Source organism: Bradyrhizobium sp. BTAi1 (genome assembly GCF_000015165.1).
Lineage (GTDB): Bacteria > Pseudomonadota > Alphaproteobacteria > Rhizobiales > Xanthobacteraceae > Bradyrhizobium > Bradyrhizobium denitrificans.
Genome location: NC_009485.1, coordinates 6,556,472 through 6,573,395, shown reverse-complemented (window position 1 = coordinate 6,573,395; position 16,924 = coordinate 6,556,472). Strand labels below are relative to the sequence as shown.

The 16,924-nt window shown below is 64.1% G+C and carries 11 protein-coding genes; 4 read left to right on the top strand and 7 right to left on the bottom strand.

The window, feature by feature from the left end:
* Window position 1: 1 nt before the first annotated feature.
* Genes BBTA_RS29605 through BBTA_RS29585 form a run of 5 tightly spaced genes read right to left on the bottom strand, consistent with a single transcriptional unit; the run spans window position 2 to window position 7,524 of the window.
* On the bottom strand, window positions 2-814 hold the full coding sequence (locus BBTA_RS29605) for a Cof-type HAD-IIB family hydrolase (protein ID WP_012046183.1): 813 nt from the start codon (window positions 812-814) through the stop codon (window positions 2-4).
* Window positions 811-2,100 carry a 6-phosphogluconolactonase gene (gene pgl, locus BBTA_RS29600; RefSeq protein ID WP_012046182.1) on the bottom strand — a complete coding sequence of 430 codons (1,290 nt, stop codon included), beginning with the start codon at window positions 2,098-2,100 and terminating at the stop codon, window positions 811-813. Before pgl ends, BBTA_RS29605 begins: the two co-directional genes overlap by 4 nt.
* 4 nt (window positions 2,101-2,104) lie before the next feature.
* Window positions 2,105-3,628, bottom strand: a complete 1,524-nt coding sequence (gene zwf / locus BBTA_RS29595) for a glucose-6-phosphate dehydrogenase (protein WP_012046181.1) — start codon at window positions 3,626-3,628, stop codon at window positions 2,105-2,107.
* Window positions 3,625-4,662 (bottom strand): phosphogluconate dehydrogenase (NAD(+)-dependent, decarboxylating), encoded by a 1,038-nt coding sequence (gene gnd / locus BBTA_RS29590; protein ID WP_041750967.1) that lies wholly within the window; start codon window positions 4,660-4,662, stop codon window positions 3,625-3,627. Before gnd ends, zwf begins: the two co-directional genes overlap by 4 nt.
* 15 nt (window positions 4,663-4,677) lie before the next feature.
* Window positions 4,678-7,524: a bifunctional transaldolase/phosoglucose isomerase gene (locus BBTA_RS29585; protein WP_012046179.1), complete on the bottom strand. Its 2,847-nt coding sequence runs from the start codon at window positions 7,522-7,524 to the stop codon at window positions 4,678-4,680.
* 1,147 nt (window positions 7,525-8,671) lie between these two features.
* Here BBTA_RS29585 and BBTA_RS29580 point away from each other — a divergent pair.
* The 3 genes from BBTA_RS29580 to BBTA_RS29570 all read left to right on the top strand — a co-directional run bounded on the left by BBTA_RS29580 (window position 8,672) and on the right by BBTA_RS29570 (window position 13,650).
* Window positions 8,672-10,615 carry a PrkA family serine protein kinase gene (locus BBTA_RS29580; RefSeq protein ID WP_041750966.1) on the top strand — a complete coding sequence of 648 codons (1,944 nt, stop codon included), beginning with the start codon at window positions 8,672-8,674 and terminating at the stop codon, window positions 10,613-10,615.
* A gap of 222 nt (window positions 10,616-10,837) precedes the next feature.
* Entirely contained in the window at window positions 10,838-12,115 is a 1,278-nt protein-coding gene (locus tag BBTA_RS29575) for a YeaH/YhbH family protein (RefSeq protein ID WP_012046177.1), read from the top strand.
* Window positions 12,112-13,650: a SpoVR family protein gene (locus tag BBTA_RS29570; protein ID WP_012046176.1), complete on the top strand. Its 1,539-nt coding sequence runs from the start codon at window positions 12,112-12,114 to the stop codon at window positions 13,648-13,650. Before BBTA_RS29575 ends, BBTA_RS29570 begins: the two co-directional genes overlap by 4 nt.
* Before the next feature lie 15 nt (window positions 13,651-13,665).
* Here BBTA_RS29570 and BBTA_RS29565 read toward each other — a convergent pair whose 3' ends face one another.
* On the bottom strand, window positions 13,666-14,076 hold the full coding sequence (locus BBTA_RS29565; RefSeq protein ID WP_012046175.1) for a VOC family protein: 411 nt from the start codon (window positions 14,074-14,076) through the stop codon (window positions 13,666-13,668).
* A 356-nt stretch (window positions 14,077-14,432) separates the two neighbouring features.
* Between BBTA_RS29565 and BBTA_RS29560 the strand changes: the two genes are divergently transcribed.
* Window positions 14,433-15,701, top strand: a complete 1,269-nt coding sequence (locus BBTA_RS29560) for a TMEM143 family protein (protein ID WP_041750965.1) — start codon at window positions 14,433-14,435, stop codon at window positions 15,699-15,701.
* 130 nt (window positions 15,702-15,831) lie between these two features.
* Here BBTA_RS29560 and BBTA_RS29555 read toward each other — a convergent pair whose 3' ends face one another.
* Complete coding sequence (locus BBTA_RS29555) at window positions 15,832-16,887, bottom strand: 2-oxoacid:ferredoxin oxidoreductase subunit beta (RefSeq protein ID WP_012046173.1); 1,056 nt, start codon at window positions 16,885-16,887, stop codon at window positions 15,832-15,834.
* Window positions 16,888-16,924 lie beyond the last annotated feature (37 nt).

Below are 16,924 nucleotides of genomic sequence, written 5' to 3'. Positions count from 1 at the left end.
GCTAATCTTGCACGTTCTCCGCCACGATCATCTCCATCGCATTGGCGAAGCCTTCGTCCTGGTTGGAGGTGGTGACCCGCGTGGCGTGGCTCTTGACCTCGTCGCTGGCATTGCCCATCGCAATCGACAGCCCGCTGACCTCGAACATCGCGACGTCATTGTGCATATCGCCGATGGTGGCGACCTGGCTGAGCGGTATGCCGAGCCGCGCAGCCATGGCGGTGACGAAGGTGCCCTTGTTGCGGCCCGGCGGGGTAATATCGAGATAATAGCTCTGCGAGCGCACGGCGGTTGCTTCGGTCCCCAACAGCTCCCGCATCTCGCCTTCGCAGCGGGCGAGCAGGTCGAAATCGCGGCTCGAACCGACGATCTTGCAGGCCTTGGCCAAATACGGCGAGAAGTCGCTGGTGATGGTCGGATCTGCCCGGATGGCGCGCTGCTCGTTCGGCACGTAATCGCCGGCCGCGTTGCGCGTCAGCCAGGCATCGCTGGTAAACACCCAGATATCGATGCCGCGCTGCTGGAGCAGATCGACGCAGCGCGCGGCGGCCCCGGCGGGAATCAGGCTCTGTTCGAGCGGACGCATCGCGGGATCGATGATCGAACTGCCGTTGAACGGACCGACCGGCAGGTCGATCTGCAAGGGCGCGATCAGAAAACCCATGCCGATGGCCGGACGGCTGGAGGTGATCGTGAAGGCGATGCCGGCCTCGCGCAACTGCCGGGCTGCCTTGGCCGCGCGTTCGGTCAGAACCTTGTCCTTGGTCAATAGCGTGCCGTCGACGTCGGACACGACGAGAGCGATGCGGGTCATGAGCCGTTCCATTCGCAGTCAGGGCGGTCCTGACCGATGTGAAGCTGTTGCAGGATATCGTCGACGATGGTCTCGACCGGCGCGTCGACCGAAACCGTGACAGGATGCTCGTCGACGCCCGGTGGTTCCAGCGTCGCGAATTGGCTGTCGAGCAGGCCGGTCGGCATGAAATGCCCTTTGCGGTGGCCCATCCTGTCGCCGATCAGCTCCCGATCCCCTTCGAGATAGACCAGCCGGACGTCGCCGCAATCGCCGACCAGGATCTTGCGATAGGCCTTCTTGAGCGCCGAGCAGGCGATGATGATGGGCTCACCCTGGGCGCGACAGCGCGCAATCTCGTCGGCGATCGCCTGCAGCCAGGGCCAGCGATCCGCGTCGGTGAGGGGCTGGCCCGCGCTCATCTTGGCGACATTGGCCGGCGGGTGGAAACTGTCGCCATCCTCGAAGCGCCAGCCGAGGCGCCGGCCGAGCGCTTGCCCGACCGTGCTCTTTCCTGAGCTTGAAACACCCATGACGATGAGCGCATGCGGAAGCCCGGGCGGTGATCGATCCGCCGCAGTCTCCGGCCACGCCGCCGCATCGATGAGGAACGTCGTCTCATGGGTCGAGCGGGCGCGATTGGCCGGCAGGTCCTCGCCGGCCAGCACCCGGGTCAGGATCGGTTGCTTGTCGGCGCCCGCCACCTCGAACAGCATGGTGCGGCAGGAGGCGAGGGCCGGCAGTGTCAGGCTGACCCGCGGCACGAAGGGCGCGACATGGGCTTGGTCCACGCCCACCACCCAGCGGTCCCGGACCTCGACGGCGGGGTAGCCTGGAAACAGCGAGGCCACGTGGCCGTCGGGACCGATACCGAGCAGTACGACGTCGAACAAGGGCCGGGCCGGATCGAGCTGGTCGGCGCCGTAGAATGTGATCAGCTCGCGCGCATAGGCGTTCGCGCTGCGTTTGGGACTGCCCGTATCCGTGGGGATCGGATGGATATTGGCGGCGGGCGCGCAGGCATCAAGGAAGGCGTGGCGCGCCATGGTCATGTTGTGCAGGGCGTCGCCTGCCGGGACGAACCGTTCGTCGCCGATGAACCAGTGCACGCGCGGCCAGGGGATGCGGTCGCGATAGGCCTGCGTCGCCAGCAGCTCGTAGAGCTGCTTGGGACTCGAGCCGCCGGTCAGGCAGATCGCGATCCGGCCGGCATTTTCGGCGATCCGCGCCAGCAGGAGATCGGCGGCAGTCCGCGCCATCGCCGCCTTGTCGGCGACGCGCACCAGTTCGGGAGAGGGCGGGCCCATGGCTTTAGGCCAGCTTTCGCCAACTGCGGCCGTCGCGCGCGAGCAGATCGGCTGCCGCCTTGGGCCCTTCGCTTCCCGCTTCGTACGTATGCAGACCGTCGCGGCCGGCCTTCTTCCAGGCTTCGATGAACGGCTCCACGGCCTTCCAGCCGGCCTCGACGCTGTCGGCGCGCTGGAACAGGATGTTGTCGCCGATCATGCAGTCATAGATCAGCGTCTCGTAGCCGGTGGCGGGCTCGGCCTGGAAATAGTCCTTGTAGTTGAACTTCATCTGCACGCCGTCGGTGCGGATGGTCGGGCCGGGGATCTTGGTGTTGAACTGCAAGGTGATGCTCTGGGTCGGCTCGATGCCGATGACGAGATAGTTCTCCGCCAGCGTGTCGATCGGCGTGCAGCTGAACATCGCGAACGGCGCCTGGCGGAATTTGATCGCGACCTCGGTGCGCTTGGCGCCCAGCGCCTTGCCGGTGCGCAGATAGAACGGCACGCCCGCCCAGCGCCAATTGTCGATGGTCAGCTTCAGCGCCGCATAGGTCTCGGTCGCGCTGTCGGCGCTCACATCCTTGGTGTTGCGATAGTCGGGCAGTTCGGTGTCGCCCACCAGCCCTGCCTTGTATTGGCCGCGCACGGAGTTCAGCAGTGCTTCCTGCTCGCTGAGCGGCTGGATGGCCGAGAGCACCTCCGCCTTTTCGGACCGCACGGTGTGCGCATCGAAGCGTGCGGGCGGCTCCATCGCGACCAGCGAGAGCAGCTGAAACAGATGGTTCGGCACCATGTCGCGCAGCGCGCCGGTGGCGTCATAGAAACTGCCGCGGGTGCCGACGCCGAGCTTCTCCTCGACGGTGATCTGCACGTGATCGATGTGATGCCTGTTCCAGATCGGCTCGAACATGCCGTTGGCGAAGCGCAGCACCAGGATGTTCTGCACCGTCTCTTTGCCGAGATAGTGATCGATCCGATAGATCTGGTGCTCGGTCACGAGCTCGAGCAACTGATCGTTGAGTTTTTTCGCCGACGCCAGATCGGTGCCGAACGGCTTTTCGACCACCAGGCGGCGCCAGGCCTTGCCGTCCTCCTTCAACAGCCCGACGCGGCCGAGCTGCTGCGCGATCGGCGCGAAGGCGGCAGGCGGCGTCGCCAGATAGAACAGCCGGTTGCCATGGGTCTCCCGCGCGGCCTCCAGCTTCTCCAGTCGCTCCTTCAACTGATCGAAACTGTCCGGCTCCTTCGGATCGGCTTCGATCGCGGTCACGCATTGCAGCAGGCGCTGGGCGATCTCGTCCTCGACCGGACGCGTCGCGTATTTGCGCAGGCCCTCCATCAGATTGACGCGCAGCTGCTCGCTCGACATGCCCTTGCGGGCGATGCCGACGATGCAGAACCGATCCGGCAGCAGATTTCCGGCGGCGAGATTGTACAGCGACGGCAGCACCAGGCGATGGGTGAGGTCGCCGGTCACGCCGAAGATCACGAAGGCGCAGGCGTCGGGCTTCTGGTGAGGCGGCTGGTGCGGATGCAAGGGAGTCACGCGCGGTCCGCCTTCGGCTTGACGATCTCCGGCGCGCTCTGCCGCGCTGGATCGGGATGCTGCTCGGGCTCCTTATGTCCGCCGAAGCCCTCGCGCATGGCTGACAGAATCTTCTCCGCGAAGGTATGCTCCTGGCGGGAGCGGAAGCGGGCGAACAGCGCCGCGGTCAGCACCTCGGCCGGGACAGCCTCGTCGATCGCGGCATTGACCGTCCAGCGGCCCTCGCCGGAATCCTCGACATAGCCGGAATATTTGTCTAGTCCCGGCTGGCGCGCCAGCGCGCTTGCCGTGAGGTCGAGCAGCCAGGACGGAATGACGCTGCCGCGGCGCCAGACCTCGGCGACATCGGCGAGATCGAAGTTGAAGCGATGCGCCTCGGGCAGCGCCTCGCTGTTCGCATTCCTCAGAATGTCGAAGCCTTCCGCATAGGCCTGCATCAGACCGTATTCGATGCCATTGTGGATCATCTTGACGAAATGGCCGGCGCCGGTGGGGCCGGCATGGATGTAGCCCTGCTCGACACGCGGATCGCGTCCGTCACGGCCCGGTGTGCGCGGGATGTCGCCGATGCCGGGCGCCAGCGTGGCGAAGATCGGATCGAGCCGGTCGACCACCGCCTTGTCGCCGCCGATCATCATGCAATAGCCGCGCTCAAGTCCCCAGACGCCGCCGGAGGTGCCGACGTCGACATAATGCAGCCCGCGTTCGCTGAGCGCCTTGCCGCGGCGGACGTCGTCCTGCCAGAAGCTGTTGCCGCCGTCGATGATCACGTCATCGGCGGCCATCAATTCGGTCAGTTGCTCGACGGTGGCTTCGGTGATCTTGCCGGCCGGCAGCATGATCCAGGCGTGGCGTGGTGCCGCGAGCTTGCCGACGAAGTCGTCCAGGCTCGCGGCGCCAGTGGCGCCTTCGGAGACCAGCGCGGCGACCGCCTTGGCATCGCGATCATAGACCACGCAGGAATGTCCCGCGCGCATCAGGCGGCGAACGATGTTGCCGCCCATCCGCCCGAGACCAATCATTCCCAATTGCATCGATGCGGGCCCTTCCTAGCTCAGTGCTTCGGTGATGGCGCTGTCGAGCATCTTCAGGCCCGATTTGAGATTGCCCTTCAGGTGCACCCGCAATGCGCGCCGGCCGCGTTCGGTGAGGACATCGAAATCGCCGCGCGCTTGCGCTGCCTTGATCACGCCGAAGCTCGCCTTCTGGCCAGGGATCGGCAGATCCTGGGCATCATCGGCGGTGATCTGCAGAAACACGCCGCTGTCCGGTCCGCCCTTATAGGCCTGCCCGGTGGAGTGCAGGAAGCGTGGCCCGAACTCGGCGCAGGTGGCGAGGTGTTTGGCGTCGCGCAGCTTGAGCCTGATCCGTTGCAGGGCGTCGGTGTTGGCGCCATTGTGCTCGATATAGCCGAGCAGAGCGATGTAGTCGCCGTCGCTTGCGCGGCCGAGATGGGCCTTCAGCCAGGAGGCGAGCGTTCCGTCCGCGCCATGCTCGCGCAGGCTCTCGGCATTCTGCGCGTCCGTATAGAGCTCGCAGCCCTTGACCGAAATGACCGGCTCTTCGGCGGGAAGCGCGCCGGTCTGCTCGAACGCTGCCGTCAGCTCGCGGGTTTTGATCTTGGCGGATTCGACATCCGGCTGGTCGAACGGGTTGATGCCGAGCGCGGCGCCGGCGACGGCGGTCGCCATTTCCCAACGGAAGAACTCCTGCCCGAGCTGATCGATCGAGCTGATGACGATGCGGACCACCGGATGACCGGCGTCTTCCAGCGCGGCGAGCTTCGCGTCGTGATCGGGGATGTCGTCGCCCTCGACCCTGATGTCGATGAAGAAGCGGTCGCTGCCATAGTCGGCAGGATCGCCGATGGGCTCGCCATCGATCGGGATCAGGCCCTTGCCTTCCTTGCCGGTGGATTCCGCGATCAGCTGCTCTGCCCAGGCGCCGAAATCAGCGATCCTCGGCGAGGCGAAGATCGTCACCTTGTCGCGGCCGTCCAGGCCGGCAAGACCCATCGCCAGACCGAGCTGTACCCCGGGGTTCTGCAGCGGCGGCACGTCGGGGCCGCAGGAGCGCACCATCGCCTGCGCGTTGGTGACCAGCTTGCGCACGTCGATGCCGGCGGTGGCCGCCGGCACCAGGCCGAAGGGCGACAACACCGAGTAGCGGCCGCCGATCGAGGGCTCGCCGTGGAAGACGCGCGCGAAGCCTTGTGCTTTGGCTGCCTTCTCCAGCGATGAGCCGGGATCGGTGACGGCAATGAAGCGATGACCGGCCTTGTTTGCCCCGATCGCCTCGCTGACGCGGGCGAAGAAATAGTCCTTCATCGCATTCGGCTCGGTGGTGCCGCCGGATTTCGAGGAGACGATGAACACCGTCTTTGAAATATCGATGGCCTTTTCCATCGCGCGCACCTGCGCCGGGTCGGTGGAGTCGAGCACGTGCAGCCTGGGGAAGCCGGCCTTGCGCGGGAAGGTCCTGGCGAGCACCTCCGGCCCGAGGCTGGAGCCGCCCATGCCGAGCACGACGGCATCGGAGAACTTCTGCCCCTTCACGCGCTGGGCGTAATCTTCATAGTCGGCGATGTCGGCTTTCTCGACGCAGGTCAGCCAGCCCAGCCATTTGTGCTCGTCCTTGCCGGTCCAGACCGAGGAATCCTTGTGCCAGAGCCGGCGGATCTTGGCGGTCTTGCGCCAATCCTCGGTCGCGGCCTGGACCTTCTTGTCGAGATCAGCAGCAACCGCGATCGACTGCTGCCCAAGTCGCTCGCCGAGCACGACTGCGCGCTTGTGCGCGACCGCGCCATAGAGCTTGTCGGCGGCGTCGGCGAACTGCTTGACGCCGTCGATCACCAGCTCCGCGGTGATCTCGTCGAGCGAGATGCCGGTCTTGGCCAGCGCTTCGAGCGCCGCCTGAGCCGCCTCGACGTCCTCTTCGAGGCTGTCGCGGACCTTGCCGTGGTCGCGGAAGGCGTCCAAGGTCGCCGGCGGCACGGTGTTGACGGTGTTGGGACCGATCAACTCCTCGACATAGAGAACGTCGCTGTAGTCCTTGTTCTTGGTGCCGGTGGAGGCCCAGAGCAGCCGCTGCGGCTTGGCGCCCTTGGCCGCCAGCCGCTCCCAGCGCGCACCGGAGAACAGGCGCTTGTAGTCCTGGTAGGCCATCTTGGCGTTGGCGATGGCGATCTTGCCCTTGAGCGCGGTCAGCCGCTCCTTCTCGGTCGGATCGTTGGCCTGCGCGATCTTCTCGTCGAGCTGCTTGTCGACGACGCTGTCGATGCGGCTGACGAAGAACGAGGCCACGCTAGCGACATGCGACGGATCGCCGCCATCGGCGACATACGCTTCAAGGCCGGCGAGATAGGCCTCGGCGACCTGCCGGTAGACCTCCTGCGCGAACAATAGCGTGATGTTGACGCTGATTCCCCGGGAGATCAGGTGCTGGATGGCCGGCAGGCAGGCCTCCGTCGCCGGCACCTTGATCATCAAGTTCCGCCGGTCGACCGCCTTCCACAGCTGCTCGGCTTCGGCGATCGTCCCCTTGGCGTCCATCGCCAGATAGGGCGATACTTCGAGGCTCACGAAGCCGTCATTGCCGTTGAAGCTGTCATAGACTGGCCGGAGAACGTCAGCGGCGTTCTGGATGTCCTCGACCGCGACCGCTTCGAACAGCTGCGTCGGGGAGCGGTCGCCGCCCTTCAAGGCTTTGGCAATGGGGGCGTCATATTCGTCCGAGCTGCCGATGGCCTTCTCGAAGATCGCCGGGTTGGAGGTGACGCCTTTGACGCCGTCCTCGTCGATCAGCCGCTTCAAGTCGCCCTTGGCGACAAAGCCGCGCGCGAGGAAATCGAGCCAGACCGCCTGGCCGTGTTGTTCGAGAGCTTTGACCGGGTTCATGATGCCTATCTATGTGCGTCGGCTTGCTTTTCTTGGGTTCCAGTCCCGGCATCGTGCCAGACCGACATGGACCTCATATGAACGACTATGCGTCACGTCTTCGGATAACGCCATTCATAATGGATTGATCCCTCTGAAATCCCAAGCGGATCTTGCTCGGAGGAGATTGCCGGGATAGGGGCTCAGGAGGGGGCGGCGCGCGGGGAATGTTGTCGCGCTCGGTGGGCTGGGTGAGCGGCGCAGCGCTTCCGGTCGCGAGGGGATCAGCGAATTGGCCACGTCTCCGGGCGGGCTCCGGACACTGCGCCTGAGGGGTCGCGAGAGCCGGGCTGACCTGTCGATGCCATTCGCATGGATTTCATTCAAATGGATGGTGACGCTTGGCGGCCGTTGCTCGGCGCTCCCCGGCGTGTCCGGCCGCGCCTGTATCACGATGGTCGCCCTTCGCCTTGCAACGCCACGCGCGCACCACATCTATTTTCAGACGTCGCATCCGAGTCGGTCTGTGCCGAGATGGTGCGCAAGGTCGCGACGTTGACAGCGTGCGGGCTCTTCAGCCTGGACGTCAGGCGGATCCGGCCATTGCAGCGTGGATCTCACGCGTCAGGTGAAGATGCTGACGTCAATCATCGCGCCCGTGAGACGGCAGCGAGAGGTTCGCACAAGTCAGCTCTTCGGCGCGGTGAGTGCTGCGACTGATATCGTTTGTCTCGAGCTGTGACTCCTGCGCATCACGGCGACGAACGGCGAAAACGTTCCAATCTTCGCGCGCTTCGCAGAGAAAGATTGACGTTCACTTGCGGTTCACCTCGACAGAGACACTGTTTTGCTGCTTCGCGGGGCCAGGTTCACGTGCTTTCACAACGCCTTGCGCGCGCGGGAAGACTACGGTGCCGGGGTATTGCGGATGTTGCGAAGCGGAGACAATGGGTTACAAATAGGGTCGATTGGCGCCGTTTTGCCGAACTATTGAGCGAAGTGCATGTTGATAGGGCATATGCTGCATGCACTTTGCGTTGCGGAAGAGGACCAAGAGGGTGCCCAATAGGGGCTAGCGCGCTTCACTCTGAGTCGTTCGAGAGCGGAGGAACGTACTTCGATCTCGGCTCGTTGCAGCAGTGCGGCGGAACCTACGTGGAGAGGGATCATGTACAACGATTCGTTGTTCAACGCGTTCGCGAGGTCGTTCGAGGCACGAAGCCAGACCGACATGTCGATGCAGGAATACCTTGAATCGTGTCGAACCGACCCGATGCGATACGCGAACGCCGCTGAGCGACTACTAGCTGCGATCGGTGAGCCTCAGATGATTGACACGGCCAAGGACCCACGCCTTGGCCGTATTTTTTTGAACCGGACGGTTCGCCTGTATCCTGCCTTCGCCGGCTTCTACGGCATGGAAGACACGATCGAGCGCATCGTTGGCTTCTTCCGCCACGCCGCCCAGGGCTTGGAAGAGCGCAAGCAGATCCTTTATCTGCTGGGTCCCGTCGGCGGCGGCAAGTCGTCGCTGTCCGAGCGGCTCAAGCAGCTGATGGAGGTGCATCCCATCTACGTGCTGAAGGCCGGCGATGAGCTGAGCCCGGTGTTCGAATCGCCACTCAGCCTGTTCGACCCCGACACTTTGGGCCCGATGCTGGAAGAGAAGTACGGCATTCCACGCCGCCGTCTCACCGGCCTGATGAGCCCGTGGTGCTACAAGCGGCTCGAAGCCTTCGGCGGCGACATCTCGCAATTCCGCGTCGCCAAGATCCAGCCGTCGCGGCTGCGCCAGATCGGCATTGCCAAGACCGAGCCCGGCGACGAGAACAACCAGGACATCTCCTCGCTGGTCGGCAAGGTCGACATCCGCAAGCTCGAAACCTATGCGCAGAACGATCCCGATGCCTACAGCTATTCGGGCGGCCTCAACCGCGCCAATCAGGGCATCCTCGAATTCGTCGAGATGTTCAAGGCGCCGATCAAGATGCTGCATCCCCTGCTGACGGCGACGCAGGAAGGCAACTATATCGGCACCGAGAATATCGGCGCGATCCCCTACAACGGCGTGATCCTCGCCCACTCCAACGAGTCGGAGTGGCAGAGCTTCAAGACCAACAAGAACAACGAGGCCTTCATCGACCGTATCTGCGTGATCAAGGTGCCGTACTGCCTGCGCGTCACCGAGGAGCGCAAGATCTACGAGAAGCTGATCCAGGGCTCCGAGCTCGCTGCCGCACCCTGCGCGCCGGCGACCTTGGACACGCTGGCCCGCTTCTCGGTGATGTCGCGGCTGCGCAAGCATGAGAACTCGACGCTCTACGCCAAGATGCGCGTCTATGACGGCGAGAGCCTCAAGGAGTCCGATCCGAAGGCGCGCAGCGTGCAGGAATATCGCGACGCCGCCGGCGTCGACGAGGGCATGGACGGCATTTCCACCCGCTTCGCCTTCAAGGTGCTGGCGGCGACCTACAATCACGACACGTCGGAAGTCTCTGCCGACGCCGTGCATCTGATGTATGTGCTGGAGCAGTCGATCAAGCGTGAGCAGTTGCCGGAGGAGATCGAGAAGCGCTATCTCGAATTCATCAAGGCCGATCTGGCGCCGCGCTATGCCGAATTCATCGGCCACGAGATCCAGAAGGCCTATCTCGAATCCTACTCCGATTACGGCCAGAACCTGTTCGACCGCTACGTCGATTATGCCGATGCCTGGATCGAGGATCAGGACTTCAAGGATCCCGATACGGGACAGTTGCTCAATCGCGAGCTGTTGAACCAGGAACTGACCAAGATCGAGAAGCCGGCCGGCATCGCCAACCCGAAGGACTTCCGCAACGAGGTTGTCAAGTTCTCGCTGCGCTCCCGGGCCCAGAATGGCGGAAAAAATCCGTCCTGGACCTCCTACGAAAAGATCCGCGAAGTCATCGAAAAGAGGATATTCTCGCAGGTCGAAGACCTTCTGCCGGTCATCTCCTTCGGCACCAAGAAGGACGGCGAGACCGAGAAGAAGCACGCCGACTTCGTCCAGCGCATGGTCGAGCGCGGCTACACCGAGCGGCAGGTCCGCCGGCTGGTCGAGTGGTACATGCGGGTGAAGCAGGCGGGTTGATCATGGTCCGGCGCCGGTGTTCACTGCATGTGCTGCAGGCCATCGGTCTGACATCGGCGCCTGGGCTGTGAATGACGCGACAGGTTCGACGCCGAGCTTGGCTGGAGCGTCGAACAAGAGGTGATGCAGGTGCCGTGTCCGATCTGACGCTGCACCGCGGCATCGCGGCGGGGGAGAGCAGGAGTCGAAGCCGCTGCAGCAGGAGGCGTATGGAACGTGGTCATGCACATCATTGATCGGCGCCTGAATCCGGGCGGCAAAAGTCTCGAAAATCGTCAGCGATTTTTGCGCCGCGCCAAGGCCCTGGTTCAGGGAGCGGTCAAGAAGACCTCGCAGGACCGCGATATCAAGGACGTGCTGGAGGGCGGCGAGGTCTCGATCCCGCTGGACGGCATGGACGAGCCGCGCTTCCGGCGCGAGGGCGGCACCCGCGACATGGTGCTGCCGGGCAACAAGAAATTCATCGAAGGCGACATCCTGCCGCGCTCCGGCGACGGCAGCGGCCGCAAGTCGGGGCCGGGGCAGGGCGACAGCGAGGACGCCTTCCGCTTCGTGCTCAGCAAGGAGGAGTTCGTCAATCTCTTCCTCGATGATCTCGAACTGCCGGATCTTGCCAAGCGCAAATTCGCCGAGGCCGAGAGCGAGGGGCTGGTGCGCGCCGGCTATTCGACCTCGGGCTCGCCGGCCAACATCTCGATCAGCCGCACCGTCACCCGGGCGATGGCCCGCCGCGTTGCGCTGCGCCGGCCGCGGCCCGAGGCGATCGCCGAGTTCGAAGCCAAGATCGCCGAGGAGACCGACGAGGAGAAGAAGGCCGCGCTCGTGGCCGAACTGGAGGCCTTGAAGGCGAAGGCCAAGCGCATCCCGTTCATCGATCCGATCGACATCCGCTATCGCCGCTTCGAGGCGGTGCCGAAGCCGATCGCGCAAGCGGTGATGTTCTGCCTGATGGACGTCTCCGGCTCGATGTCGGAGCACATGAAGGATCTCGCCAAGCGCTTCTACATGCTGCTTTACGTGTTCCTGACCCGGCGCTACCGCCATGTCGAGATCGTGTTCATCCGCCATACCGACCGCGCCGAGGAGGTCGACGAGCAGACCTTCTTCTACGGCCCGGCCTCCGGCGGCACCCTGGTGTCCAGCGCGCTGCAATGCATGCACGACATCGTCCGCTCCCGCTTCCGTCCGTCGGACTGGAACATCTATGCGGCGCAGGCCTCGGACGGCGACAACGCCACCTCGGACTCGGAGAACGTCGCGCGGCTCCTGACCGACAACATCCTGCCGGTGTCGCAGTTCTTCGCCTATCTGGAGGTCGGCGAGTCCGGCACCTATTCGTTCGAAATGCCGGACTCCGCGCTGTGGTCGCTGTATGAGCGCCTGCGTGCCAACGGCCAGCCGCTGTCGATGCGCAAGGTGCGTGACCGCAGCGAGATCTTCCCCGTCTTCCACGACCTGTTCCAGCGTCGCGGCACCACGCAGGAAAGGGCGGCATCATGAGCGGATTGCTGTTCGAAGGCGCCGACTGGAATTTCCTCACCCTGCAGCGCATCCATGATGCCTGTGAGAACGTGGCGCAGAAGGAGCTCGGGCTCGACACCTATCCGAACCAGATCGAGGTCATCACCGCCGAGCAGATGCTCGACGCCTATTCCTCGGTCGGCATGCCGCTGTTCTACAAGCACTGGTCGTTCGGCAAGCATTTCGCCTATCACGAGGCGTCGTATCGCAAGGGCCTGATGGGTCTTGCCTATGAGATCGTGATCAACTCCTCGCCTTGCATCTCCTATCTGATGGAGGAGAACACGGCGACGATGCAGACGTTGGTGATCGCGCATGCCGCGTTCGGCCACAACCACTTCTTCAAGAACAACTATCTCTTCAAGCAGTGGACCGATGCCGACGGCATCCTCGATTATCTCGACTTTGCCCGCGGCTATATCGCGCAATGCGAGGAGCGCTACGGCCGGGTCGCGGTCGAGCACACGCTGGACGCGGCGCATGCGCTGATGTCGCATGGCGTCGACCGCTACCCCGGCAAGAAGAAGCTCGACTTCCGCGAGGAGGAGAAGCGCGCCGGCAAGCGCAGGCTCTATGAGGAGGGCACGTTCAACGATCTCTGGCGCACGGTGCCGACCGGTCCCGTCAAGACCAGCGCGGTGCTGAACGTCGAGCGCCGCAAGGCGCTGCTCGGCCTGCCGCAAGAGAATCTGCTGTATTTCCTGGAGAAGACCGCGCCGCGGCTGGCGCCCTGGCAGCGCGAATTGCTGCGCATCGTCCGCCACATCGCGCAGTATTTCTATCCGCAGGGCCAGACCAAGGTCATGAACGAGGGCACGGCGACCTACGTGCACTACCGGATCATGAACCGCCTGCACCAGGAAGGCCGCCTCACCGACGGCAACTTCCTCGAATTCCTGCAGTCGCACACCAACGTCGTGTTCCAGCCTGAGTTCGACGATCCGCGCTTCTCCGGCTTCAACCCCTATGCGCTCGGCTTTGCCATCATGCAGGACATCGAGCGCATCGTAAAGGACCCGACCGAGGAGGACCGCGAATGGTTCCCGGACATCGCCGGCACCGGCGACGAGATGGCGGTGCTGCGCGACGTCTGGGCGAATTATCGCGACGAGAGCTTCATCAGCCAGTTCCTGAGCCCGAACCTGATCCGGCAATTCCGGCTGTTCCACCTGCATGACGACCCGGCCGAGCGGGCCGGCATCCTGGTCGACGCCATCCACGATGAGCGCGGCTATCGCCGCATCCGCCGCGAACTCTCGAAGCAGTACGATGTCGGCTACATCGATCCGAACATCGAGGTGGTCGATGTCGACCTCGCCGGCGACCGCCGCCTGATGCTGCGGCATACCGTGGTCAAGGGAGCCCAGCTCAGCGAGACCGACACCAAGCGGGTGCTGCAGCATCTCGCCGATCTCTGGAGCTACGACGTGTCGCTGGTCGAGGTCGATGCCGCCACCGACAAAGTCTTGAAGGAGTATGTGCTCAATCCCCGGATACAACCGGCGGCCGCGTAGCGCGGCCGCCAAGCCCTAGATGTCCGCGTACACCTCCAGCAGATTGCCGTCGGGATCCCGGAAGAACAGGGTGCGGTGGCCGAAGGACTGATCCGTGGGCGGCTCCGTGAGAGCGATGCCCTTTCGGGTCAGCTCGGCGGCACAGCGATCGACATCGTCGCGGCCCACCTTGAAGGCCAGTTGAAGCGATGCGCTGCCCATTGGTGTCGGCTGATCCGATGCCAGCCGTTGCGGCCGGGCTAGCGTCAGAATGTTGGGGCCGACCTGGTATTCGACCCAGCCCGGGGACAGCTCGCGCAGCAGCCGAAAGCTGAGGATCTCCTCATAAAAATTGCGCATGGCGTGCCAATCGCGCGCCAGGATGACCGTGTAGTCGATGGCACGAACGGCGTTGAACGCGGATTTGGTGCGCCGCGTGTCTGTCATGATCGTTCCCCTGTCTCCCGAATTGCGAGTTCACGCGCTTGAGTAGGCAAACGCGGCTTCTGCGAGAGTCCTCGCTGCGTCATGGCCGGGCCTGACCCGGCCATCCATCTCCTTCGGAAATTTTGGAAAGGCGTGGATGCCCGGGTCAAGCCCGGGCATGACGAATGATGCTGGCCACGGCGGGCTAGCCAAAAACGACGGGGCCGCCTAAATCTTCCGACGAGATCAGGAAGCCGGCCAGCAGGATTTTGCAGCGAGTGGCGCAAGGTCGATCGGCCGGCTATGGTGCGCGCTAACGGCTGGCTGCTGAAATGCCGGCGAGTGCAGGACGGCAATCGAAGCTCAGGCGTAAGCGCGTGGTTGAGGCAAAGGTGACGGCGAGCCGGCGGGACCGGTTCATTCCAGTGCGCAAGTCCGACGTGCTCGATGCGGTCATTTTGCATGGCGGCCTGGACGACGTCCAATCCAGCGATCTGCGCGAGCTCGTCCGGATGCTGGGCGCCATACTCCACCATGAATATTTCGACGAGCTCGATCGTCTCCGTGACGCCTATTTCGACTTCGACCCCGAGGTGCCGGTCGGGCGCCATCGCTCCTCCCGGGAGCTCGATGCCGCCTATGACAGCCTGACCGACGAATTCGTCCGGGTGCTCGGCGACGCCAATTTCATCGAGATCGCGCATGACGAGATCGAGCGCGCGTTTGCGGAGCATGCGCTGGTGCGCGTCAAGCTGAAGGCGCCGATCTCGGACTACCGTGCCGTCCGCATGTTCCGGCGCGGCCAGCATCAGGAGACGATCGAGGTCCCCGCGCTATATGGGCTGCGGCGTCGGACCCAGGAGGTCGAGGTCTATGATGACATCGTCCTGATGGTCGCAACCAAGCCCGACGAGCCGGCCAGAAAGAAGCGCAAGATCGCCGCCTGGCGCGGCCGCAACAAGATCCGCGGCGGCGCGGTGCTGTTCAAATATTTCCGCCATATCGCCCGCTTCGACCTCGAGGCGCTGCTGCCGAACGTCCGCGTCGTCATGGGCTTGCGCGAGCAGCTGACCTTGGGGGTGCCGGCGCTGGTCGGCGGCGTGCCGATCCTGCTCAAGCTGGCCTCGACATTGACGGTGCTGTTCATCGTCGCCGGCTTCTATCTCGGCCTCAGTGGCACCGTGCACGACAACGACACCGAGCAGGCGCTGGCGGCGCTGTCGGGCCTGTTCGCGCTCGGCGCCTTCATCTTGAGGCAATGGGGCAATTTCCACCGCCAGTCGCTGATCCATCAGAAGCAGGTCACCGACAACATCTACTTCCGCAACGTCAACAACAATTCCGGCATCTTCAACTACCTGATCGGCGAGGCCGAGGACCAGGACTGGAAGGAGGCGGTGCTGGCCTATGGCGGCCTGATGCTGGCGTCCGTGCCGCTGAGCCGCGCCGCGCTGGGCAGCCACGTCGAGGAATTGCTGCAGCAGATGTTCGGACTGCAGCGCGCGTTCAATGTCGAGGAGGCGCTGATCAGGTTGCGGGAGTTCGGGCTGGTGACGGGCGGCGACGACGCGCTGTCCGCACTGCCGCTGCCGGACGCTATCGCGCAGCTCGAACGGGTCTGGGCGCAGGCGCTGCGGCGACCTTAAGAGCTCTATCCATTTCAACGATCAACGGCTTGTGGTGAAGCGGATCCGTTGCCGCGATCTCCGTCCACCTCTCCCCGTCGGGGAGAGGTGTGCTTCACTGCTGCTGCCAGCAGGGGCGTCGCGACAACCGTCAGCGCAGGCTCGCATTGATCTTGTCGAGCACGCTCTGCCCCGGACACAGATCCGCCGCCCCCAGCCGGTTGAGCGGCCGCTCCACAGTGTTGAGGTGGCTGTGCAGATCGTCGGCTTCGGGATCGACATAGAGCAGCCCGGTCACGATCTGGCCCTGCGCCGCGTGCTTCTGCAGGAAGGTCATGGCGCCCAGGCGGTCGTGCGGATCGTAGTCGGCGTCGATCTTGCGCAGCGCCAGCCGCGAGCCGTCGTGCTGCTCGACGATCTGCACCGTGCCGGGATCCTGGTCGATCTCGATCGGGTCGCGGCCGGTCAGCACGTCGAGCCGGTTCACGGCGTCATTGTGCTCGCGGACATAGTCAAAACTCTTGGTCGAGCCGGCGTGATTGTTGAAGGCGATGCACGGGCTGATCACGTCGATGAACGCCGCGCCCTTGTGCCGGATCGCGCCCTCGATGATCGGCACCAGCTGCTTCTTGTCGCCCGAGAACGAGCGCGCGACGTAGGTGGCCCCGAGCTGCAATGCGATGCCGACGAGGTCAATGGGGTTGTCGGTGTTGGTGACGCCCTTCTTCGACTTCGAGCCACGGTCGGCGGTCGCCGAGAACTGGCCCTTGGTCAGGCCGTAGACGCCGTTGTTCTCGACGATATAGGTCATGTTGACGCCGCGGCGGATCGCGTGCGCGAACTGGCCGAAGCCGATCGAGGCGGAATCGCCGTCGCCGGACACGCCGAGATAGATCAGCTCGCGGTTGGCGAGGTTGGCGCCGGTCAGCACCGAGGGCATGCGGCCATGCACGGTGTTGAAGCCGTGCGAATTGCCGAGGAAATAGTCCGGCGTCTTCGACGAGCAGCCGATGCCGGAGATTTTTGCCACCCGATGCGGCTCGATCGACAGTTCGAAACAGGCCTCGATGATCGAGGCCGTGATCGAATCGTGGCCGCAGCCGGCGCACAAGGTCGAGATCTTGCCTTCGTAGTCGCGATGGCTGTAGCCCAGCGCGTTCTTCTTGATGCCGGGATGCTGGAATTTCGGCTTTGCGATGTAGGTCATGAGAGCACCCTGTCGCCCACGGCCGTCATGGCCGGGC

What these genes read in the sequence shown, in the direction of transcription:
- BBTA_RS29605 (WP_012046183.1), bottom strand. Translation starts at nt 814, where the DNA reads ATGACCCGCATCGCTCTCGTCGTGTCCGACGTCGACGGCACGCTATTG.
- pgl (WP_012046182.1), bottom strand. Translation starts at nt 2,100, where the DNA reads ATGGGCCCGCCCTCTCCCGAACTGGTGCGCGTCGCCGACAAGGCGGCG.
- gnd (WP_041750967.1), bottom strand. Translation starts at nt 4,662, where the DNA reads ATGCAATTGGGAATGATTGGTCTCGGGCGGATGGGCGGCAACATCGTT.
- BBTA_RS29585 (WP_012046179.1), bottom strand. Translation starts at nt 7,524, where the DNA reads ATGAACCCGGTCAAAGCTCTCGAACAACACGGCCAGGCGGTCTGGCTC.
- BBTA_RS29580 (WP_041750966.1), top strand. Translation starts at nt 8,672, where the DNA reads ATGTACAACGATTCGTTGTTCAACGCGTTCGCGAGGTCGTTCGAGGCA.
- BBTA_RS29575 (WP_012046177.1), top strand. Translation starts at nt 10,838, where the DNA reads ATGCACATCATTGATCGGCGCCTGAATCCGGGCGGCAAAAGTCTCGAA.
- BBTA_RS29570 (WP_012046176.1), top strand. Translation starts at nt 12,112, where the DNA reads ATGAGCGGATTGCTGTTCGAAGGCGCCGACTGGAATTTCCTCACCCTG.
- BBTA_RS29565 (WP_012046175.1), bottom strand. Translation starts at nt 14,076, where the DNA reads ATGACAGACACGCGGCGCACCAAATCCGCGTTCAACGCCGTTCGTGCC.
- BBTA_RS29555 (WP_012046173.1), bottom strand. Translation starts at nt 16,887, where the DNA reads ATGACCTACATCGCAAAGCCGAAATTCCAGCATCCCGGCATCAAGAAG.